The organism is Streptomyces sp. NPDC096132 (genome assembly GCF_044763345.1).
Taxonomy (GTDB): Bacteria; Actinomycetota; Actinomycetes; order Streptomycetales; family Streptomycetaceae; genus Streptomyces.
The window spans coordinates 329,365-349,991 of record NZ_JBIWGA010000003.1 but is presented as its reverse complement, the minus strand read 5'-3'; the positions used below and the strand labels follow the sequence as shown (position 1 = coordinate 349,991).

The window sequence follows — 20,627 nt, the reverse complement described above, 5'->3', positions numbered from 1 at the left end:
GCGTGTTGGCGGCAGACCTGCCCGGATGGCGGACGTGGCCCCCGGGGGAGGCCACGCCCGGCGTCAGTACGCGCCCTGGCCGTTGAGCACCGCGCGTACGGTGCGGGCCATGACGTTCACGTCCCCGGACAGCGACCAGTTGTCGACGTAGCGCAGGTCGAGGGCGACCGTCTCGCGCCAGGACAGGTCCGAGCGTCCGCTGATCTGCCACAGGCCGGTCAGGCCCGGCCGTACGTTGAGCCGGCGCATCTCGATGCCGTTGTACTTCACGACCTCCTCGGGCAGCGGCGGCCGGGGACCCACCAGGGACATGTGGCCGAAGACGATGTTGAACAACTGGGGCAGCTCGTCCAGCGAGTAGCGGCGCAGGACGCGCCCCACCCGGGTGACCCGGGGATCGTGCCGCATCTTGAACATGTGCCCGTCGTTCTCGTTCTCCCCCTCCAGCCCGCTCTTGAGGCGGTCCGCGTCGACCACCATGGTGCGGAACTTCCACATGGCGAACCGCATTCCGTGCCGGCCGACCCGGGTCTGGCGGTAGAGGACCGGGCCCGGTGAGCCGAGCCGGACGGCCAGTGCCAGCACGAGCAGCAGCGGTGAGAGCAGCAGGATCAGCAGCAGGGCGCCCACCCGGTCCACCAGCGCCTTCGTGACGCTGTGCGCACCGCGCTGCAGCGGCGGGGCGATGTGCAGCAGGGTGAGGCCCGCCGCCGAGGTCAGCCGCACCCGCCGGCGGGACACGTCGGTGATGCCGGGCAGCACCATGAGCGAACGGCCCCGGTCGTACAGCGCCCAGGACAGCCGGCGCATCCGTTCGCCGGACAGGTGGGGGCCCGGCGCCACGAAGACCAGGTCGGCGCCGAGTTCGTCGGCCGCGCCGAGGACGACGGCGGCGTCCGACTCGGGTGCCTCGGGCGCCTCGCGGGGCAGCCGTACGCACACCGGCACCCCGGAGGTCACCTCGTCCTCGCCCACCGGGCAGGCGCCGACGATGACGTACTCGTGGTCGGTGCGCTGGGCGAGCTGTCCGACGACGGCGTCGAGTGCCGAGGCCTCGCCGACGACCAGGACGTGGCGCAGGGCGCGGGCGTTGCGGCGGGCGGCCAGCAGATGACGGTGGATCACCTTCTGGCAGACGCCCGTGCACACCAGTGCGGGGATGAGCGCCGTGAACGCCTCGTCGGGCACGCTGTCCAGTCCGCAGATCACACGCAGCGTCGCCAGGGCGCCGACCAGGACCAGCCAGTCCCGTGCGACGGCTCGCAGTCCGCCTCCGTCGCCCCAGGCCAGGGGTGTGTAACGCTTGCTCACCACGCCGATCAGCGGCCACAGCAGCGCGGCGGCGGCCGCCAGGCGCAGGGGGTGGGGTTCATGGACCTCCACGATCGTCGCCGCGACCGGCAGGGCCGCGGCCAGCAGGTCCACACAGACCGAGAAGGGGCCGTACCAGAGTGCCCGTGTCTCTTCGCGATGGACGGGTTGGCGCGCCACGGGAACCGGCGCCTGTCGGGACATCGCGATTCTGAAGCGGCGCATGGTCTCCTTCAAACCCCCACTCACAGATCACATTCCTCACATGATCCTTATATCACCACAAGGGTAAGAAAATAGGCTTTTCGGTCCCGGTGTGGCATGGCGGGGCGGCGCGGGTTGGGGCACGGTGGAGTGACGCGTGACAGACGTGACGCCGCCGTCACGGCCGAGAGGAGCACCTGATGTCGAACCACACCTACCGGGTCACGGAGATCGTCGGCACCTCGCCGGAGGGCATCAACCAGGCCATCCGCAACGGCATCGGCCGCGCCTCGCAGACCTTGCGCAACCTGGACTGGTTCGAGGTGACCCAGGTGCGCGGACAGATCGAGAACGGCGACATCGCGCACTGGCAGGTGGGACTGAAGGTGGGCTTCCGCCTGGAGGACTCGGACTGACCGCCCGACCCCGGGGACAGCCCTAGGTACGCCCCTCCCGCTCCTGCGCCTCGCGCAGTTCGGGCGCCGGGGCCGTCCAGCGCGCCCGGACGACGGTGAAACCGGCCCGTTCGGCGTCCTCGCACACCAGCTCGTCGTCGTCCACCAGGACCCGCACCTCCCGGTCCCGGGCGAGGCGGCGCAGGATCTCCAGCTTGGTGCGCCGGGCGGGCCGCCGATCGGCGTCGCGCCGCATGTGGATACGCCCCTCGGGCAGTCCCTGCGCGGCGAGCCACTCCTTCGTGTCCCGCCGGCAGCGCTCGGGCCGGCCGGTGAGGTAGACGATCTCGCACGCCTCGGCGCTCTCCAGCACCAGCGCGACGCCCTGCGGGATCGGCGGGTCCTGCGGCGCGGCCGCGAAGAACGCGTCCCAGTCGCGCGGCCTGCGCTCCAGGAACCGCTGCCGGTGGGCCGTGTCGGCCAGCGTGTTGTCCAGATCGAACACGGCGAGCGGCCGCCTGCTGCTGTCGGTCACACCCCCACCCTAAATGGCCGTGCCCAAGCGGAAGCTGTCCCACCTGGTGAGGGCCTACGAGCGCGGACTGCTGCGCCCCGGCGGCTGAGCCGGAGCTCCCGGCGGGCCGCGACGGACTGCGCGGGCCCCCGCTCACCGCGTGCGGATCCGCCTATCCTGAGGAGGACGGTCCTGCTCGCGCCGAGCGAGAAGGGAGCCGCGTGTGAGGGAGCGGAGGGCCGGGCGGACGGCCCGGGCCACGGACACGGTGACGGCCACGACCGCGGACACGCCGACGCCCATGGACACGGCGACGGCCACGGACCCTCTGCGGCAGGCCCGGGACGCCGTGTCCCGGGAGGCGTGGGCCGATGCCTACCGTCTGTTGTCCGCGCTGGACGGTGCCCGGCTCACCCCCGACGACCACGCCGGCTTCGCGGACGCCGCCTGGTGGACGAGCCGGATCGACGAGTCGATCGAGCAGCGGACGCGGGCCTACTCCGGCTACACGGCGGCGGGCGCCGGCCGGCAGGCCGGGCTCATGGCCTGGCTTCTGCACTACGAGCACCAGCTGGCCGGACGCCCGGCGGTGGCCGCCGGCTGGCTGCACCGGGCCCGGGAGCACCTCGGCGGCGAACCCGAGTGCGCGGAGCAGTGCTATCTGGCCTGGGTCGACACCGAGGCGGCGCAGGCGCGCGGCGCGTTCGACGAGGCGATGGCCTCGGCGCGCCGGATGGCCGCGATCGCCCGGCGCTGCGACAGCCCGGACCTGCACGCGATGAGCGTGCAGGCGCGGGCGTCCGTGCTGGTCGCGCGGGGGCGGATCGCCGAGGGCCTCGACGTGCTCGACGAAGCGATGTGTTCGGCGGCGGCGGGCGAGCTGAGCGCCTTCTTCACCGGCTGGATCTACTGCCTGGGCCTGCAGCAGTGCATGGCCTGCGTCGACCTGCACCGCGCCGTCGAGTGGACCGACGCCGCCATGCGGTGGTGCGCGTCGATGCCCGCCGAGAACAACTTCCGGGGGCTGTGCCGGATCCACCGGGTGGAGGTGCTGGAGCTGCGGGGCGACTGGTCGCGGGCGCTCGACGAGGCCGTACGCACCTGCGAGGAGCTGCTGCCGTACGAGCGATGGCCGGCCGCCGAGGTGTTCTACCTGGTCGGGGAGGTCAGGCGGCGGCGCGGCGAGGCGGACGCGGCCGAGGAGGCGTACGCAAGGGCACACGAGCTGGGGCTTGATCCGCAGCCCGGTCTCGCGCTGCTGCGGCTGGCCCAGGGCAGGGCGGAGGCTTCGGCGGCGGCCCTCGCGCACCCTCCGGCGCAGCGGGGCCGGCTGGAGCGGTGCCGGCTGCTCGCCGCCCGGGTGGAGGTGTCCCTCGCCCTCGGCCGGACGGACGAGGCGGGTGCGGCGGCCGGGGAGCTGCGGGAGCTCGCCCTGGAGTGGCAGCGGCTGAGCGGCTCGACGGTGACGCTGCCGCACGCGGGCGCCGCGTCGGCGGAGGGCGCGGTGGCGCTGGCGGCCGGTGACCTCGACCGTGCCCGGGACCGGCTGCACCGGGCGCTGGCGCTCTGGCTGGAGCTCGGGGTGCCGTACGAGGCGGCCCAGACGCGGATGACGCTGGCCGCCGCCGAGCGCGCCGCCGGGGACGAGGAGGGTGCCCGGCTGGAGCTGCGGGCGGCCCATCGGGTGTTCGAGGAGCTGGGCGCCGTACCGGACGAGCGCCGGGCGGCGGCGCTGCTCGGCGCGATGCGCGAACGGCCGCCGGGCGGGCTCACCGAGCGCGAGGTCCAGGTGCTGCGGCTGGTGGCCGCGGGCCACACGAACCGGGCCGTCGCCGCGGAGCTGGTGATCAGCGAGCACACTGTCGCCCGGCACCTCAACAACATCTTCGCCAAGCTCGGCGTGTCCTCACGGGCGGCGGCGACCGCGTACGCGTGCACGCACGGGCTGGCATGAGGGGCACGGCATGGGCCGTTCTGCCCATGCCACGCCCGCTCGGAATGGGTGGTTCCGGCGATGAGGGCGCCCCATCGGGGGTCTAGACCGGAGGGGTACGCACCTCATCGAGAGAGCGGGTGGCGGCCATGAGCACCTACACACCCACCCTGGACCACCGGCTGCTCGAACGGCTCCGCGGGGCCGTGCGCGGCGAGGTCGTCGAGCCCGGGGACCCGGACTACGACGAGGCCCGGAGGGTCTACAACGCGATGCACGACAAACGGCCCGCGCTCGTCGTCCGGGCCGTCGACGCGGGCGACGTGATCGCCACGGTGGACTTCGCCCGCGACCAGGGTCTGACGCTCGCGGTGCGCGGCGGCAGCCACAGCGTCCCCGGCTACGGCACCTGCGACGGCGGGGTCGTCCTCGACCTCGGGCGGATGCGCGGGATCCGCGTCGACCCCGACCACCGCCGGGCCCGGGTGGAGGGCGGCTGCACCTGGGCGGACGTCAACCACGCCACGTACGCCTTCGGTCTCGCCACCACCGGCGGAATCGTCTCCACCACCGGCGTGGGCGGTCTCACGACCGGCGGAGGCATGGGGCATCTGGCCCGGCGCTGCGGTCTGGCCTGCGACAACCTCGCCTCGGTCGACCTGGTGACGGCCGACGGCTCCTTTCTGACCTGCACCGACGAGCGGGCCGACGAGAACGGCGCGCTGATGTGGGCCGTGCGCGGGGGCGGCGGCAACTTCGGGGTCGTCACGTCCTTCTCGTACCGGCTGCACCCGATCGCCGACGTCCTGGGCGGGCCGACGTTCTACCCGCTCGACCCGGATGTGCTGCGCCGTTACCGCGAGCTGGTCGCGGAGGGCGACGAGAAGCTCGGCGCGGTGCTCGTCGTGGGGCTCGGCCCGCCGGTGCCGTTCCTGCCCGAGCGCTGGCACGGGCGGCCGCTGTGCGGGGTCGTCGCCTGCTGGACCGGGCCGGAGGACGAGGACGACCGGGTCCGCGACCGGCTCGCCGCGCTGGGGCCGGTGGTGGGACGTCATCTCGAGCGGATGCCCTACCCGGTGATCAACACCCTCTTCGACGACCTGGTCCCCGCCGGTCTCTTCCACTACTGGAAGGGCGCCTTCACCCAAAGCCTGCCGGACGGCGTGATCGACGCGTTCGTCGAGTACGGCGCCACGACCCCGTCCATCCAGAGCGTGACGGTCGTCTTCCCCGTGGACGGCGCCTGCCACCGCGTCGGCCCGCGGGACACCGCGTTCTCCTACCGGGACGCCGACTTCTCGATCGCGCTCAGCCCCACCCTGGCCACCCGGGAGGAGTGCGAGGCGCAGAAGGACTGGGTGCGCGCCTTCCACGGGGCGCTCGTACCGCACGCCATGGACGGCGGCTACGTGAACTTCATGGACGGCGACGACCAGGACCGCGTCCGCGCCAACTACCGCGACAACTTCACCCGGCTGAGGGAGCTGAAGCGGCGTTACGACCCGGGGAACCTGTTCCGGCTGAACCACAACATCGCGCCTTGAGGGGACTCCCGGGAATCCCGCGGGCCGGCGGGTGTTGAACGAGTCATGAGCTCCGTGATCGCCTCGGCCCGCTTCTCCGTCCTCGACCGCTCCCGCGTCCGCGAGGGGCACACGGCGACAAAGGCACTGCGGGACACGGTGGCGCTGGCGCGGGAGGCCGAGCGGCTCGGCTACCACCGGTTCTGGGTCTCGGAGCACCACGGTGTCCCCGGGGTCGCGGGGTCGGCACCCACCGTCCTCGCGGCCGCCGTGGCCGGCGCGACCCGCACGATCCGGGTCGGCACCGGCGGGGTGATGCTGCCCAACCACCGGCCCCTGGTCGTGGCCGAGCAGTTCGGCGTGCTGGAGTCCCTCTTCCCCGGCCGGATCGACATGGGGCTGGGCCGCTCGGTGGGCTTCACCGACGGGGTGCGCAAGGCGCTCGGCCGCGACAAGGACGACGCCGGCGACTTCGCGGCCCAGCTGGACGAACTCCTCGGCTGGTTCCGGGGCACCTCACCGACCCGGGTGCACGCGTACCCGGCGGAGGGGCTGACCGTGCCGCCGTTCGTGCTGGCGATGGGCGAGGGCGCGGCGATCGCCGCCCGGGCGGGCCTGCCGATGGTGATCGGGGACCTGCGCGACCGGGAGCGGATGCGGCGCGGCATCGACCACTACCGCGGCCACTTCCGCCCCTCCCCCTGGGCGCCGGAGCCCTACGTCGTCGTCTCGGGCACGGTCGCGGTGGCCGCCACCCCCGAGGAGGCCCGCCGCCTGCTGCTGCCGGAGGCCTGGTCGATGGCGTACTCCCGCACCCACGGCACCTTCCCACCGCTGCCGCCCGCCGAGCGGGTCGAGGCCCGCGCGATGACCGCGAAGGAGCGCGGCGTCTACGAGTCCGGCCTGACCGGCCATGTCGCGGGCACCGAGGAGCAGGTGGCCGACGAGCTGGAAACCCTGTTGAAGGAGACCGGCGCGCAGGAGATCCTCGTCACGACCAGCACGTACGACCGTGAGGCGCTGCTGGACTCCTACCGGCGGCTGGCCGGGATCGTGAACCGGGGGAAGAACACCGAGTGACCGCGGAAGAGCTGCTGTCCGTCCACGACGACCGACTGCGCGGCCGGGTGCCCCGGGAACTGCCCTGGGGTCCCTGGGGTGCGGTCGCCGAGGAGGACGGGCCGGTCGTGCGGGTGCACTACGGCACACACGCGGTCGTGGAGCACCGGGACCTGTCCGGGGTGGACCTGCCGGACCTGGTCCGCCGGCAGCAGGAGGTGTGCGCGGCGCGGGTGGAGCCGGTGGAGTGGAAGGTGTACTCCCACGACACCCCGGCGCTCGCGCGGGCCTTGGTCGAGGCCGGGTTCACCGCGGGCCCGGCGCGCTGCCTGCTGGTGGCCGACATCGCGGACGTACCGGCACCGGAGGACCCCTCGGCCGTACGCTCCCGCTGGCTGGGCCTCACCCACGCCGAGCGCGAACCCGTCCGGTCGTCGGCCGCCGCCGCGCCCGGGCAGCGCAGGCCGCTGAGGGAGCTGGAGGCCGACGGGATCGCGCGGGCGGCCGAGGCCGAGATGGAGGTCCTGGTCGTGGAACGGCACGGGCGGCCCGTCGACGAGGTCTGGCTGGAGCGGGTCCCGGGTACGGACTTCGCGTCGATCGGCGGGATCACCGGACCCCGCCCCGAGCTGCTGCACGCGGCGGCTCGGTGGGCCGGGCGGGGGCAGTGGGGCCGGTACCCGGCCCGGTACCTGGTGGCCGAGGCGGGCGGCGAGCTGGTCGACGTCCATCTCGGGGCCGGCTTCCATCGGACCGCCGAGGTCACGACGTACCGCTGGGCACCGCCCGGTGAACCGGCCCGGGAGCGGCCCGCGAAGCAGTTGCTGGACGACCCGGAGCACGACGAGATCTGGAAGCGGTTCGAGAATCACTTCGAGGTCACGTACGCGACCGCCTACGACGGCATCGCCGAGCCCCCGGGGTCGGTCACCTGGCACATGGCGGCCGTCGACCACACCAGGCGGGACCCGCTGCTCGCCGAGGTGGAGAAGGTGATCGCGCGCGGGCTGCGGGCCTGCGGGCGGCCCGGCGACCGGCTGTACCGCCTGAAGTGGTACATCGGCGGCGCCCGGTACGACCCCACGCGGGTCGGCGGTCCGGGCCGGCCCCCGTGGCTGGGCTGCTCCTACCTGATCGACGAGAACGTCGTCCAGGTCACCGCCGATCTCCGCATGGGCACCTACGGGAACTTCCGGGAGGAGTCCCTCTGCGTCTTCGGCGCGGACCTCGTCGCCGAGGTCGAGGAGCAGCTCACCGAGCTGCTCGGCACGGTCCTGCGGCGCGACGGCCGCCCGGCGGGCAATGTGTGGACGTTCGGTCCCGGCTAGCGGCGCTGCTCCTGCCAGGAGCGGTAGTGGTCCACCAGGGTCTCCTCGATCGGGCGGTAGGTGAGGCCCAGTTCGCCGGTGCTTCTGCTGTTGTCGACGCGGAAGCGGATGCCGAGGTGGTGGCGGATGTAGTCCTGGGAGAGGCCGAAGGCGGGGCCCAGGATGCGGACCGGCCAGTGCGGGAGGGCCGTGCGGGGCAGCCGCAGGCTTCGGGGGTGGTGCTTGCGCAGGAGGGTGGCCATCTGGTGGAAGGAGGTCATCTCCTCGGCCGCGAGGATGTACCGGCCGTGGGCCTCGGGGTGTTCGGCGGCGGCGATGTGGGCCGCGGCCACGTCCCGTACGTCGACCGTGGTGAAGCTGAAGTCGGGGGCGCCGTAGAAGAAGTAGCCCTTGAACAGCTCGTCGAGGAGGAACAGGCTGCCCGAGTCGGAGGCCGGGGTGAGGGAGGGGCCCAGGATCAGGCCGGGGTTGAGGGAGACCATGCGCCAGCGGCTCTGCGCGGCCTCGGCGTCCCAGGCGGCCTTCTCGGCGACCGTCTTGGCGTAGTGGTACGGGTTGTTCTCCACCGTGCTGGTGGTGTTGACGTACTTCTCCGACAGGACGCGGTCGTCCATGTGGTCGACGTCCGCGTAGTCGCCGAAGATCGCGCCGACCGTGGAGGTGAAGACCAGGCGCTCGACGCTCTCTGTGCGGTCGACGGACGCGACGACGTTGCGGGTGCCCCTCAGGGCCGGGTCGACGACGTCCCGCTGCCCGTCCTTGATCCGCTCGGGCATCAGGAAGGGCGAGGCCACGTGGAAGACGACCGCGCAGCCCTTCATCGCCTCGTCGAAGGAGCCCTCCTTCAGCAGGTCCGCCTCGAAGAGGTCGAGCCGACCGGGGTGTTCGTCCTGAAGGGCGCGCAGGGGGGCGACCTTCGCCGTGTTCGCCGTGCTGCGCACGGTCGTGCGCACCTGGTGGCCGCGTTCCAGGAGCTGCCGCACGAGGTGCGCGGCCACGAACCCGCTGCCTCCCGTGACCAGGACCGTTCTGCCGGCCGGGCTTGTGCTCACGCGCGCTCCCCTGGGTCGTCGGCCTGTCATGATCCCACCACAACCGCCCGACGGACAGTCACGGTTCCCGGGCCGACGGCTGGGGAGGCAGCATCACGTCTCCGCTGCGCCTGAGTCGCTGCCAGGGCAGTCGGTATCCGTTGACCGCGGTGAGGCAGGCCTGGGTGAGCACCAGGTACATCAGCTGACGGTAGACGACCTGCTGCAGCGGAAGCGCCCACAGCGGCCGGAGTCGTTCGCCGTCGAGGTGGAACGCGTAGACGGCACAGACGGTCTGCACCGCCAGTACTCCGGTCCAGGCCAGCATCGTGCCGAGCCGGTTGCCGAACACCAGGCCGTAGACGGTCAGGATGTCGATCAGTGGGGCAAGGAGCGGGGTGAGGATCTGGAAGACGGCCAGCATCGGCAGACCGATACGGCCGAAGTGGCCCGCGTGGCCGCGCTCGAGCAGCGCGTGACGGTGTTTCCACGCGGCCTGCATGGTGCCGTAGCTCCATCGGTAGCGCTGGCGCCACAGTTCGCGCAGCGATGCCGGTGCCTCGGTCCACGCGAGGGCGTCCTGCGCGTAGCGGATCTCCCATCCGGCCCGGTGGAGGGCCATGGTGATGTCGGTGTCCTCGGCGAGTGTGTCCCCGCTCATCATTCCGGCGTCCCGCAGCGCCGTGGCGCGGAACGCCCCGACGGCACCGGGAATGGTGGGCAGGCAGCGCAGCAGGTCGTACGCGCGGCGGTCGAGGTTGAAGCCCATGACGTACTCGATGTGCTGCCACCGGCCGAGCAGCCCCCGCCGGTTGCCGACCTTGGCGTTCCCGGCGACGGCGCCGACCCGGGGGTCGGCGAACGGCTGCACCAGGCGGTGGACGGTCGAGGGGGCGAAGACCGTGTCCGCGTCCAGCATGACGACGAGGTCGTGGGAGGCCCGCACGATGCCGGTGTTGAGGGCGGACCACTTGCCGCCGTTCGGCCGGCGGACGACGGTGACGCCCTCGACGGCGAGTGATTCCGCGACGTCCGCGGTGCCGTCGTCGGAGCCGTCGTCCACGACGATGATCTCGACGGGGTGGTCGCCGACCGCGAGGGAGCGGAGCGTCTTGGCGATGCACAGGCTCTCGTTGTAGGCGGGGACGACGACACTGACCGGCCGGGTGACGGGCCGGCCCGGGTCGGCACGGGTACGCCGGACCCGACGGGCATGGCGGCGGGCCAGTACGAGCAGCAGCGCACACCGGGCGAGGACGAGTGATCCGACCACCAGCAGCAGCACACCGGCGACGGACACCGCCGTCCCCGACACGGTCACGGCGGCCACGAAGATCCGGCCCCGCCACAGCTCCGCCGTGTCGACGGGGCCGGTGAGACGGTCGGTGCCGAGGACGTCCGCGAGGGTGGCGAAGCGGTAGCCCTGTGCCTGGAGCCGGGGGATCAGGGTCTTGAGAGCCTCGACGGTCTGCGATCTGTCCCCTCCCGCGTCGTGCAGGAGGACGACCGCGCCCCGGCCCGGCGCGCTCGGGGTGGCCGCGTCCACGATCGCCCCGGCGCCCGGCCGTCGCCAGTCGTTGGTGTCCTGGTCGATGAAGGCCAGGATGTACCCCTTGTCGCCCAGGCGCCGGGCCACGGACCATGCCGCGTCGTCCAGGGCGGACGGGGTCGAGGAGTAGGGCATCCGGATGAGCGAGCTGTTGATGCCCCCGGCCCCCGCGAGGGCGAGCTGGGTCAGCGCCAGCTCACGATCGACCTGGCTCGCGGACCGGGTGGTCAGGTCCGGGTGGGAGAAGGTGTGGACGCCGATCTCGTGACCGGAGCGGATGAGGTCGCGCAGGACTCCGGGGTGGCGGGCGACCTGCTGCCCGGTGACGAAGAAGGTGCCGGGTGTGCCGTAGTGGTCGAGAACCTCCCGTACGCGAGGCGTCCAGGTGGGGTCGGGGCCGTCGTCGAAGGTCAGGACCACCGTCTTGTCCGGCGTGCGGTAGGTGCGCTGCTGATGGCGGGTGGTGTCGACGATCGGGCCGCCGTCGGTGACCGCCCGGGGGACGCCGGCTGCCGATCCGGCGGCGCGCCCTGCCTGGTCGCCGGTGAAGCCCCGGGTGGTGTACCCCTCGACCAGGAGGACCGAGACGAGGAAGGCCAGCAGTACGAGCGGTACGACGATGCGGAAGCGGTGCCGGAACGGCAGCCTCGCTCGGCTCCGCCGGGGACCGGGTGACGTCGGTGAGCGGCGGACCGGCCGGTGAGGGTGCCGACGCATCAGGGAGCCTCGGCGAGCGGTGTGTCGGAGGCCGGAGGCGTACTCGTCTCTCCGGACGGTGTGGAGCGGCTGGTCGTCCCGGACGGTGTGGAGGGGCTGGTCGTCGACGGGGTGGGCTGGGGCGTAGGTGTGGTGGGCTCGGGTGACGGTGGGGCGGAGGGGGCACTGGTTTCCGGAGCGGGCTCAGGTGACGGCGAGGGTGGGACGGGAGTGCCGCCGGTGCCGGGTTCCGGTGTGGGCGTGGGCGGATCGCCGGCCGGGGTCGTGGGTTGCCCGGGCGCGGAGGGCGCCGGTGTAGTCGGTGTCGTCGGTGCCTCCGGTACGGCGGTGGCCACGGGTATCGGCGCGATGGTGATCGAGGGGCTGCCGGGCGCGAGGGACGGAGCACCGGGCGGGCCCGGCGGAGTGAGCTGGGGAACCAGCGGGGTGAGCTGCGGAACGAGCGGAGTGAGCTGCGGAAGGAGGAGGGCGTCCGGACCGGCTGCGACCCCGGGTCCGTACGGCCCCGGGCGGACCGACGGCGAGGGGTCGCCGGGCGCCGAGGGCGTTCGGACCGGAGGGTCCCGTTGCGGTGCGGCGGGCGCCGGCGCGTCCCCGGGGACGGGCAGGATCGTCCGCGGGGCGAAGGGTGTTGCTCCCATCAGGCTCAGCGTCAGCACCACGATGTAGGCGACAGCCAACCCGGCCAACCCGTATCCGGTGCGCCGGAGGATCAGCGCACGCCGGCCCGAGGAGTCGACGAACACGGAGGCACGCGCGCCGGTCGACGACCCTGCCCCGACATGTCCTGACTTGGCAGGATTGGGCGACATGAAGCCAGCGTACGTCCGCACGCGGCATGCCTGGCAGGGGCCCCTCCGCCGTCGGACGGGGCCGGAGACCGCGACGAGCAGCCGAGCCGATCAGGGGCCGGGAACGGTGCGGTGCCGGGCGTCCGGGGCGACGACCTGCGTCCGACGCGTCCGGCCCAGTGTGCGGGCCTCGGCGGCCCGGGCCAGTGTCCTGCGGTCGGCGTGGCCGCCCGGCTCGATCAGCGGCAGCACCTCGACCTCCGCGACCAGTCCGCGCGCCGAGGCCACCCGCCACAGGGAGGTCAGCAGCGAGTCGTCGCCGACGTACGCGGCTGCCGTGCTGGCCGCTCCCCGGCCGTCCCGGTAGCGGATGCGCACCGGCTGGACCGGGACGCCGGCGTCCAGCGCGGCCTGGAACGCGGCCCGCCGGAAGTGTCCCTGAGCGCGGCCGCACCAGGTGCTGCCCTCCGGGAACACCGCGACCGCCTGCCCCGAGCCCATCGCCTCGGCGATCCGGGCGACCGTGCCGGGCAGGGCGCGCAGCCGGTCCCGGTCGATGAACAGCGCGCCGCGCGCGGCCAGCGCGCCCGCCACCGGCCAGTTCCGGATCTCGGTCTTGGCGAGCATCCGGGCCGGGCGGACGCCCGCCAGCAGGGGGATGTCCAGCCAGGAGATGTGGTTGGCGACGAGCAGCAGTCCTCCGGTGCGCGGCGCGGTCCCGCCGGTCACCCGGATCCGGACCCCGGCGGCGCGCACCACCGCCCGGCTCCAGCGCCGGGTCGCCCCGGCCGGGATCCACGCCCCGGCCGGGGACAGCACAACACCGACGAGGACGAGGAGGACGACCGCCGTGACCCGCAGGATGGCCCGGGGTACGGCCGTCGCGGACGCCGTCGCCTCGACGCACGCCCGCGGGGTGCAGGGCGCGCCGGGCAGCCAGACGCTCATGACGCGGGGACGAGGGAGAGGAAGTGCCGCAGGTAGCGCGAGTTGACCCGGCGCATGGAGAGCAGCACGTACATGTCGGCGACGCCGAAGTCGGGGTCGTGCGCGGGCTCCCCGCACACCCAGGCGCCGAGGCGGAGGTAGCCGCGCAGCAGGGCGGGCAGTTCGGTGCGGGCGGCCGGCGCCGCCTCCCGGGGCACCCAGGGCAGCAGCGGACGTACCCGGAACTCCTCGGGGGCCAGGTGCTTCTCGCGCACCCGGTCCCAGGTGCCCGCCGCGAGGGCGCCGCCGTCGGCGAGCGGGACCGAGCAGCAGCCGGCCAGCCACTCGTGGCCGCGGTCCACCATGTAGCGGGCGATGCCGGCCCAGATGAGGCCGATGACGGCGCCGTCGCGGTGGTCGGGGTGCACACAGGAGCGGCCGACCTCGACCAGGCCGGGCCGGATCGGGTCGAGCGCGGTCAGGTCGAACTCGCCGTCCGAGTAGAGGCGTCCGGCGACCGAGGCCCGCTCCGGCGGCAGCAGCCGGTACGTTCCGACGACCTGACCGGTCTCCGTGTCGCGCACCAGCAGGTGGTCGCAGTAGGCGTCGAACGGGTCGGCGTCGAGGCCCGGCTGCGGGGAGGACAGCAGGGCGCCCATCTCACCGGCGAACACGTCGTGCCGCAGCCGCTGGGCGGCCCGCACATCGGCCTCGTCGCGGGCCAGGGTGACGGTGTAGCGGACGGGTGCCGTGGACTGCTGGGGACGGTCGAGCGTGGAAACGCCGGTCATGGCTCACTCCTGGACACGGGCCACATCGGGGACGGTGGCGCTCCCCCTGTTTCTCCCGACCCTGGTTGGCGTGTACGTGACCGGTGCCGGGAGAACGGATGTGGGAATGTTGAATGCCAGGCGTTCGTGCCTCTTCCGGGAAACGGCAGGGCAACGCCCTGAAGGGGCGCGGGGAACTGCGCGACCAGCCCCCACGGACCCGCACCCGCCGACGGCTTTACCTCCTCCCCACCTTCCGCGTAGCCCGCAGCCACTCCTTGTTCATACTCGTGATCGACACCAGGGGAATGCCCTTCGGGCAAGCCGTCGCGCACTCACCGGTCAGCGTGCAGCCGCCGAAGCCTTCCTCGTCCATCTGCGCCACCATGTCCAGGACCCGGGTCTCACGCTCGGGTGCCCCCTGCGGCAGGACGTTCAGGTGGTTGATCTTCGCCGAGGTGAACAGCATCGCCGCGCCGTTCGGGCACGCGGCGACACACGCCCCGCAGCCGATGCACTCCGCGTGCTCGAACGCGAAATCGGCGTCCGGCTTCGGCACCGGCGTCGCGTGCGCCTCCGGCGCGGAGCCCGTCGGCGCGGTGATGTATCCGCCGGCCTGGATGATCCGGTCGAACGCCGACCGGTCGACGACCAGGTCCTTGATCACCGGGAACGCGGACGCCCGCCACGGCTCCACGTCGATCGTGTCGCCGTCCTGGAAGGACCGCATGTGCAGCTGACAGGTGGTGGTGCGCTCGGGGCCGTGCGCGTCCCCGTTGATCACCAGGCTGCACGCGCCGCAGATGCCCTCGCGGCAGTCGTGGTCGAAGGCCACCGGGTCCTCACCGCGCAGGATGAGTTCCTCGTTGAGCGTGTCGAGCATCTCCAGGAAGGACATGTCGGGCGAGATGCCGTCCACCTCGTACGTGGACATGGCGCCGTCGGCGTCGGCGTTGCGTTGCCGCCAGACGCGCAGGGTGAGCTTCATGCGTAGCTCCGCTGGGTGGGGTGGACGTACTCGAAGACCAGGTCTTCCTTGTGCAGGGTGGGCGCCGCACCGGTGCCGGTGAACTCCCAGGCGGCCGCGTACGCGAACTCCTCGTCCCTGCGGGCCGCCTCGCCGTCCGGGGTCTGGGACTCCTCGCGGAAGTGGCCGCCGCAGGACTCGGCGCGGTGCAGGGCGTCGAGGCACATCAGCTCGGCCAGCTCCAGGTAGTCGACGACCCGGTTGGCCTTCTCCAGGGACTGGTTGAACTCCTCGCCGGTGCCCGGGACCTTGATGCGGCGCCAGAACTCCTCGCGGATCTGCGGGATGCGCTCCAGCGCCTTGCGCAGTCCGGCGTCCGTGCGGGCCATGCCGCAGAACTCCCACATCAGCTCGCCCACCTCGCGGTGGAAGGAGTCGGGTGTGCGGTCGCCGTCCACGGACAGCAGGAGGTTCAGCCGGTCCTGGGTCTCGGCCAGCACCTCCTGGACGACGGGGTGCGCGTCGGTCACCGCGTCCTGGTGCGGGTTGCGGGCGAGGTAGTCGTTGATCGTGGCCGGGAGGACGAAGTAGCCGTCCGCCAGGCCCTGCATCAGCGCGGAGGCGCCCAGCCGGTTCGCGCCGTGGTCGGAGAAGTTGGCCTCGCCGATCGCGAACAGTCCGGGGACGGTGGTCTGGAGGTCGTAGTCGACCCAGAGGCCGCCCATCGTGTAGTGCACAGCCGGGTAGATGCGCATCGGCACCTCGTACGGATCCTCGTCGGTGATCCGCTGGTACATGTCGAAGAGGTTGCCGTACTTGGCCTCGACGGCCTTGCGGCCCATGCGCTCGATGGCGTCGGCGAAGTCCAGGTAGACGCCCTGGCCGCCGGGGCCGACGCCCCGGCCCTCGTCGCAGACGTTCTTGGCGGCGCGGGAGGCGATGTCACGCGGGACCAGGTTGCCGAAGGACGGGTAGATGCGCTCGAGGTAGTAGTCGCGCTCGTCCTCGGGGATCCGGTTCGCCGGGCGGGTGTCGCCCTTGGCCTTCGGCACCCAGATCCGGCCGTCGTTGCGCAGCGACTCGCTCATCAGCGTCAGCTTCGACTGGTGGTCGCCGGTGCGCGGGATGCAGGTCGGGTGGATCTGCGTGAAGCAGGGGTTGGCGAAGTACGCGCCACGCCGGTGCGCCCGCCAGACGGCGGTGGCGTTGGAGTTCATGGCGTTGGTCGACAGGTAGAAGACGTTGCCGTAGCCGCCGCTGGCGAGGACGACGGCGTCCGCGAAGTAGGTGTCGATCCTCCCGGTGATCAGGTCCCGGGCGACGATCCCGCGCGCCCGGCCGTCGACGACGATCAGGTCGAGCATCTCGGTGCGCGGATGCATCTCGACGTTCCCGGCGGCGATCTGCCTGCTGAGGGCCTGGTAGGCGCCGAGCAGCAGCTGCTGGCCCGTCTGGCCGCGGGCGTAGAAGGTCCGGGACACCTGCACGCCGCCGAAGGAGCGGGTGTCGAGCAGGCCGCCGTACTCGCGGGCGAACGGCACGCCCTGGGCCACGCACTGGTCGATGATCTCGACGGAGATCTGTGCGAGCCGGTGGACGTTGGACTCGCGTGCCCGGAAGTCGCCGCCCTTGACGGTGTCGTAGAAGAGCCGGTGGATCGAGTCGCCGTCGTTGCGGTAGTTCTTGGCCGCGTTGATGCCGCCCTGTGCGGCGATCGAGTGGGCGCGGCGCGGGGAGTCCTGGTAGCAGAACTGGACGACGTGGTAGCCCTGCTCGGCGAGCGTGGCGCCCGCCGAGCCGCCGGCGAGGCCCGTGCCGACGACGATCACCGTGTGCTTGCGCCGGTTGGCCGGGTTGACCAGCTTGGCCTCGAAGCGGCGCGTGTCCCAGCGTTCGGCGACGGGGCCCGAGGGGGCCTTGGTGTCGACGAGGGGTTCGCCGGCCGCGTACTCGGTGTAGGTCATGTTCAGCTCACCACTCCGGTCATGACGCCCACGGGGACGGCGATGAAGCCGGCCGTGAGCAGCAGCGCGAGGACGTCGGCCGTGGCCTTGAGGGCGCGGTCGCGGGTGCGGCTGCCGACGCCGAGGGTCTGGGCGGCGCTCCAGAAGCCGTGCCGGATGTGCAGGCCGAGCGCGAGCATCGCGACGATGTAGATGACGTTGCCGTACCAGGTGGAGAAGGTGTCCACGACGTTCTGGTACGGGTGGCCCTCCTGGAAGCCGCCGGGGTGCACGGTGCCGGTCGTCAGGTCCAGGATGTGCCAGACGATGAACAGGGCGAGGATGATCCCGCCCCAGCGCATGGTGCGGGTGGCGTAGCTCGCCCGGGGCTTCTTGTGCACGTACTTGCTGGGGCGCGCCCTGAGGTCGCGGCGGCTGAGCTGGTACGCGGACGTCGCGTGGGCGATCACGGCCACGACCAGCACCACGCGGACCAGCCAGAGCGTCCACTCGTAGTGCATGAACGGTTCGCCGACCGTGCGCAGCCAGTGCGCGTAGTGGTTGAACTCCTCCGCACCGAAGAAGATCTTCAGATTGCCGATGACGTGGGCGACCAGGTACAGCAGCATGATCAAGCCGCTGACGGCCATCACCGTCTTCTTGCCGACGGAGGAGTCCCACACGGTGCGCGCCATGGACGGCCGTCGGTCCGTCCGCGTTGCCAGAGCCATGTCTCCAGACGCTAGGGCCGTTCGGCCCCATCGGTCCAAGACATGAACCGGCTCGTTTCCATAGGCACGGACTATGCTGAGGGGGTGCAGTTCCAGCAGCTCCAGTACTTCGTGGCGGTGGCCGAGACCCGGCACTTCACCCGGGCCGCCGAGCTCGTCCATGTCGCCCAGCCGTCGCTGTCGCAGCAGATCAGGGCGCTGGAACGGGAGTTGGGGGCGGATCTGTTCCTGCGGGCGCGCGGCAACATCACGCTCACCGACGCGGGCGAGGCGCTGCTGCCGCTGGCCCGGCGAATCCTCGCGGACACCGAGACCGCCCGGTACGAGGTGCAGGAGCTGGTGCAGCTGCGCAGCGGGCGGGTGCGGCTCGGGGCCACCCCGAGTCTGTGCACCGGTCTGCTGCCGGACGTGCTGCGCGCCTTCCACGACCGCTATCCGGGGATCCGGCTGCTGATCGAGGAGGGCGGCTCGCACGATCTCGTACGGCAGCTCGCCCGCGGCGCCCTCGACCTCGCCCTGGTCGTGCTGCCCCTGCCGACCCCCTCCCCGGCGCTGACCACCGTGGAGCTGTTGCGGGAGGACCTGGTCGTGGTGTCCTCCCCCGAGGCCCCCAAGCCGGGCGACGGACGGCGGACCGTGCGGATCGCCGATCTGGAGGGCGAGCGGCTCGTGATGTTCCGGCACGGCTACGACCTGCGGGAACTCACCGTGGCCGCGTGCCGGGCGGAGGGGTTCGAGCCCGCCTTCGCGGTCGAGGGCGGGGAGATGGACGCGGTCCTCGGATTCGTCCGGGCCGGGCTCGGGGTGGCCGTGGTGCCCCGGATGGTGGCGGCCCGGTCGGGCCGGGGCCTACGGGTCACCCCGCTCGCCCGGCCCGGTCTGCACCGCACGATCGCCCTCGCGCACCGCAGCGACGTGGCACCGCCGCGGGCGGCGCGGGAACTTCAGCGGATGCTGCTGGAGCGGTGAGCGGTCAGCTCCGCGCCGCCGGCCGGAGGACCTCCTCGCACCACTGGCGCAGGCCGGTGGGGGCGGTGTCGGGCGTGCTGGGCTGTACGGCGCCGTAGAAACCCTGCACGTTCTGGGCATCCGTCATGTCGGCCACGCCCTGCGCCCATCCCTCGCTCGCCCCGAAGCGCGTCAGCGCGGCCTTCAGGTCGGCGATCGTGAGCCGCTGCACGCGTACGGGTCGGCCCAGCACCTCGGAGACCACCCGCGCCATGCCGTCCGGGGTGAGCTCGTCGGGGCCCACCAGCGGCACGTCGGCGTTCCCGGTCCAGGTGTCGTCGAGGAGCAGCCGGGCGGCGGTGGCGCCGACGTCTCGGGTGGCGCAGGTCCGTATCACCCGGTCGTGCACCAGTGCCGAGGGCCACACCCCCTCGTCGCGCATCGAGGCCACGTGCCGGAGCAGGTTCTCCATCAGGAACGGCGGGCACAGCGCCCGGTAGTGCACGCCCGTCGCGGCGATCGCCTCGTCCATGGCCAGCGAGGCCGAGATCGGTCCGGCGTTCCGGGCGACGCCGCGGCCCAGGGTCGACACGGCCACGACCCGTTCGACGGCCTGGCTCGCGATCACCTCGCGCAGCGACTCGGTGAAGGTCTCGAAGTAGCCGTCGGCGCCGTCGGCGCCGGGCGTCGGGGGCACCAGCCAGAACACCCGGTCGGCACCCTGGCAGGCCTCCTTCAGGACGGCGGGGTCGGCGTGCGACCCCTGGACGACCTCGACGCGCTCGCGGACCCGCGGGGCGAGGGCGGCGGGGTCGCGGACGATCACCCTGACCGGTGCGGAGCCCTCGCCCGCGTCGAGAAGGCGGGCGACGACCTCACGGCCGATCTGCCCGGTGGGTGTGGTGACGACAATCATGAACTGCTCCTGGAACAGGCTCTGTTGGGATGCCTCGAGCCTGCCGCCCGGCGCCGCCGAACTGAAGGACCGCTTCGCTCACGCTTGTTACCCTGAGGGCAATACCGATCGGAGGGCAGGTCGTGGAGTCCCGTCCGCTGCGTTACTTCGTCGCCGTCGCCGAGGAGCTGAACTTCGCCCGGGCCGCCGAGCGGCTGGGCATCTCGCCGCCGCCGCTGTCCCGGGCGATCCGTCAGCTGGAGAGGGAGCTGGGGGCCGTCCTCTTCGAGCGGACCACCCACCGCGTGTCCCTGACCCCGGCCGGTGAGGTCCTGCTGACGGAGGCCAGGTTCGCGCTGCGGGCGCTGGAGGCCGCGGGGCGCCGGGCGCGGCGGGCGGCCGCCACCGAGCCGAAGCTGGTCCTGGCGGTGAAGGCGGACGGGGACGCCGGGCTGTTGGAGGCGATCCTCGCGCGGTACGCGGCCGACCCCGCGGCGCTCCCGGTCGCCGTCCGGCTGAGCGCGTGGCACGAACAGTCCCGGCTGCTGCGGGAGGGCGAGGCCGATGTCGCCCTGGTCTACGAGCCGTACGACGACCGCACCGGCCTCGACGCGGAGCGCCTGACCACCGAACCGCGCGTCGCCGCCCTCGCCGCGAGCCACCCGCTGGCCTCCCGGGCCGGGCTGCGCCTCGCCGACCTGGGGCTGCGCCCCGACGAGGCGTACCGGTACATCGACGAGGTCCGCGGCAAGGGGAAGGACCTCGCCCAGCTCCTCACACTCGTCGGCCTCGACGAGGTCGTCGCCCTGCTGCCCGAGTCCGTCACGGCACGCTATCCCCGCCCGGGGGTCGTCTACCGCCCGGTCCTGGACGCCCCGCCCGCGGTCCTCGCGGTCGCCTGGCCCCAGCACTCCCGCTCGACGGCGACAGCGGCCCTCGTACGCGCGGCGGTGTCGGTCGCACACGAACGGGAGGAACGGGCGGCGGGCTGACCCCGGCCCGAGCGGACCGGACCCACCGGACATGCGCGGCACCTCAGGGGCGTCTTTCCGGGCGCGCCGTCCCGCCCGACGGGCGTGCTCCCCGCCCGT

At 72.9% G+C, this 20,627-nt stretch carries 18 protein-coding genes; 7 read left to right on the top strand and 11 right to left on the bottom strand.

What is annotated here, in order from left to right:
* Positions 1-63: 63 nt before the first annotated feature.
* Positions 64-1,425, bottom strand: a complete 1,362-nt coding sequence (locus tag ACIRF9_RS09325; RefSeq protein WP_403819027.1) for an exopolysaccharide biosynthesis polyprenyl glycosylphosphotransferase — start codon at positions 1,423-1,425, stop codon at positions 64-66.
* A 290-nt stretch (positions 1,426-1,715) separates the two neighbouring features.
* Between ACIRF9_RS09325 and ACIRF9_RS09320 the strand changes: the two genes are divergently transcribed.
* A complete protein-coding gene (locus ACIRF9_RS09320) occupies positions 1,716-1,931 on the top strand; it encodes a dodecin (protein ID WP_403818546.1) in 216 nt (71 codons plus the stop codon).
* 22 nt (positions 1,932-1,953) lie between these two features.
* Here ACIRF9_RS09320 and ACIRF9_RS09315 read toward each other — a convergent pair whose 3' ends face one another.
* Positions 1,954-2,445, bottom strand: coding sequence for a hypothetical protein (locus ACIRF9_RS09315; protein WP_403818544.1), 492 nt, complete (start codon positions 2,443-2,445; stop codon positions 1,954-1,956).
* A 280-nt stretch (positions 2,446-2,725) separates the two neighbouring features.
* On the opposite strand from ACIRF9_RS09315, the gene ACIRF9_RS09310 reads away from it, so the two are divergent.
* The 4 genes from ACIRF9_RS09310 to ACIRF9_RS09295 all read left to right on the top strand — a co-directional run bounded on the left by ACIRF9_RS09310 (position 2,726) and on the right by ACIRF9_RS09295 (position 8,267).
* Complete coding sequence (locus ACIRF9_RS09310) at positions 2,726-4,378, top strand: LuxR C-terminal-related transcriptional regulator (protein ID WP_403819025.1); 1,653 nt, start codon at positions 2,726-2,728, stop codon at positions 4,376-4,378.
* 128 nt (positions 4,379-4,506) lie between these two features.
* Positions 4,507-5,901, top strand: a complete 1,395-nt coding sequence (locus tag ACIRF9_RS09305; protein ID WP_403818543.1) for an FAD-binding oxidoreductase — start codon at positions 4,507-4,509, stop codon at positions 5,899-5,901.
* Between the two features lie 45 nt (positions 5,902-5,946).
* Positions 5,947-6,960, top strand: coding sequence for an LLM class flavin-dependent oxidoreductase (locus tag ACIRF9_RS09300; RefSeq protein ID WP_403818541.1), 1,014 nt, complete (start codon positions 5,947-5,949; stop codon positions 6,958-6,960).
* Positions 6,957-8,267, top strand: a complete 1,311-nt coding sequence (locus ACIRF9_RS09295; RefSeq protein WP_403818540.1) for a DUF2716 domain-containing protein — start codon at positions 6,957-6,959, stop codon at positions 8,265-8,267. Before ACIRF9_RS09300 ends, ACIRF9_RS09295 begins: the two co-directional genes overlap by 4 nt.
* On the opposite strand, the gene ACIRF9_RS09290 is transcribed toward ACIRF9_RS09295, so the two are convergent.
* The 8 genes from ACIRF9_RS09290 to ACIRF9_RS09255 form a co-directional block, all read right to left on the bottom strand.
* The gene (locus ACIRF9_RS09290; RefSeq protein ID WP_403818539.1) at positions 8,264-9,319 is read right to left on the bottom strand and encodes an NAD-dependent epimerase/dehydratase family protein; all 1,056 of its coding nucleotides are present in this window, start codon (positions 9,317-9,319) and stop codon (positions 8,264-8,266) included. The two genes, ACIRF9_RS09295 and ACIRF9_RS09290, sit on opposite strands and share 4 nt — an antisense overlap.
* A 58-nt stretch (positions 9,320-9,377) precedes the next feature.
* Positions 9,378-11,564 (bottom strand): bifunctional polysaccharide deacetylase/glycosyltransferase family 2 protein, encoded by a 2,187-nt coding sequence (locus ACIRF9_RS09285; RefSeq protein ID WP_403818538.1) that lies wholly within the window; start codon positions 11,562-11,564, stop codon positions 9,378-9,380.
* Positions 11,564-12,376 carry a hypothetical protein gene (locus ACIRF9_RS09280; protein ID WP_403818537.1) on the bottom strand — a complete coding sequence of 271 codons (813 nt, stop codon included), beginning with the start codon at positions 12,374-12,376 and terminating at the stop codon, positions 11,564-11,566. The genes ACIRF9_RS09285 and ACIRF9_RS09280 overlap by 1 nt, the downstream gene beginning before the upstream one ends.
* Positions 12,377-12,466: 90 nt before the next feature.
* Entirely contained in the window at positions 12,467-13,303 is an 837-nt protein-coding gene (locus tag ACIRF9_RS09275) for a lysophospholipid acyltransferase family protein (protein WP_403818535.1), read from the bottom strand.
* A complete protein-coding gene (locus ACIRF9_RS09270) occupies positions 13,300-14,073 on the bottom strand; it encodes a GNAT family N-acetyltransferase (RefSeq protein WP_403818533.1) in 774 nt (257 codons plus the stop codon). Before ACIRF9_RS09270 ends, ACIRF9_RS09275 begins: the two co-directional genes overlap by 4 nt.
* 217 nt (positions 14,074-14,290) lie before the next feature.
* Complete coding sequence (locus ACIRF9_RS09265; RefSeq protein WP_403818531.1) at positions 14,291-15,040, bottom strand: succinate dehydrogenase/fumarate reductase iron-sulfur subunit; 750 nt, start codon at positions 15,038-15,040, stop codon at positions 14,291-14,293.
* On the bottom strand, positions 15,037-16,983 hold the full coding sequence (locus tag ACIRF9_RS09260; RefSeq protein ID WP_403818529.1) for a fumarate reductase/succinate dehydrogenase flavoprotein subunit: 1,947 nt from the start codon (positions 16,981-16,983) through the stop codon (positions 15,037-15,039). Before ACIRF9_RS09260 ends, ACIRF9_RS09265 begins: the two co-directional genes overlap by 4 nt.
* A gap of 2 nt (positions 16,984-16,985) precedes the next feature.
* The gene (locus ACIRF9_RS09255; RefSeq protein WP_403819023.1) at positions 16,986-17,657 is read right to left on the bottom strand and encodes a succinate dehydrogenase; all 672 of its coding nucleotides are present in this window, start codon (positions 17,655-17,657) and stop codon (positions 16,986-16,988) included.
* 120 nt (positions 17,658-17,777) lie between these two features.
* Here ACIRF9_RS09255 and ACIRF9_RS09250 point away from each other — a divergent pair, with 120 nt between their 5' ends.
* Positions 17,778-18,662: a LysR family transcriptional regulator gene (locus tag ACIRF9_RS09250; protein ID WP_403818527.1), complete on the top strand. Its 885-nt coding sequence runs from the start codon at positions 17,778-17,780 to the stop codon at positions 18,660-18,662.
* Positions 18,663-18,666: 4 nt separating this feature from the next.
* Here the strand turns inward: ACIRF9_RS09250 and ACIRF9_RS09245 are convergent, their stop codons facing one another.
* The gene (locus ACIRF9_RS09245; protein WP_403818525.1) at positions 18,667-19,557 is read right to left on the bottom strand and encodes an NAD(P)H-binding protein; all 891 of its coding nucleotides are present in this window, start codon (positions 19,555-19,557) and stop codon (positions 18,667-18,669) included.
* A gap of 122 nt (positions 19,558-19,679) precedes the next feature.
* Here ACIRF9_RS09245 and ACIRF9_RS09240 point away from each other — a divergent pair, with 122 nt between their 5' ends.
* On the top strand, positions 19,680-20,528 hold the full coding sequence (locus ACIRF9_RS09240) for a LysR family transcriptional regulator (RefSeq protein WP_403818524.1): 849 nt from the start codon (positions 19,680-19,682) through the stop codon (positions 20,526-20,528).
* The last annotated feature ends 99 nt before the right edge of the window (positions 20,529-20,627 follow it).

Coding starts and splice junctions, on each gene's coding strand:
- ACIRF9_RS09320 (WP_403818546.1), top strand. CDS start 1,716: ATGTCGAACCACACCTACCGGGTCACGGAGATCGTCGGCACCTCGCCG.
- ACIRF9_RS09310 (WP_403819025.1), top strand. CDS start 2,726: ATGGACACGGCGACGGCCACGGACCCTCTGCGGCAGGCCCGGGACGCC.
- ACIRF9_RS09305 (WP_403818543.1), top strand. CDS start 4,507: ATGAGCACCTACACACCCACCCTGGACCACCGGCTGCTCGAACGGCTC.
- ACIRF9_RS09300 (WP_403818541.1), top strand. CDS start 5,947: ATGAGCTCCGTGATCGCCTCGGCCCGCTTCTCCGTCCTCGACCGCTCC.
- ACIRF9_RS09285 (WP_403818538.1), bottom strand. CDS start 11,564: ATGCGTCGGCACCCTCACCGGCCGGTCCGCCGCTCACCGACGTCACCC.
- ACIRF9_RS09280 (WP_403818537.1), bottom strand. CDS start 12,376: ATGTCGCCCAATCCTGCCAAGTCAGGACATGTCGGGGCAGGGTCGTCG.
- ACIRF9_RS09275 (WP_403818535.1), bottom strand. CDS start 13,303: ATGAGCGTCTGGCTGCCCGGCGCGCCCTGCACCCCGCGGGCGTGCGTC.
- ACIRF9_RS09270 (WP_403818533.1), bottom strand. CDS start 14,073: ATGACCGGCGTTTCCACGCTCGACCGTCCCCAGCAGTCCACGGCACCC.
- ACIRF9_RS09265 (WP_403818531.1), bottom strand. CDS start 15,040: ATGAAGCTCACCCTGCGCGTCTGGCGGCAACGCAACGCCGACGCCGAC.
- ACIRF9_RS09260 (WP_403818529.1), bottom strand. CDS start 16,983: ATGACCTACACCGAGTACGCGGCCGGCGAACCCCTCGTCGACACCAAG.
- ACIRF9_RS09255 (WP_403819023.1), bottom strand. CDS start 17,657: ATGGCGCGCACCGTGTGGGACTCCTCCGTCGGCAAGAAGACGGTGATG.
- ACIRF9_RS09245 (WP_403818525.1), bottom strand. CDS start 19,557: ATGATTGTCGTCACCACACCCACCGGGCAGATCGGCCGTGAGGTCGTC.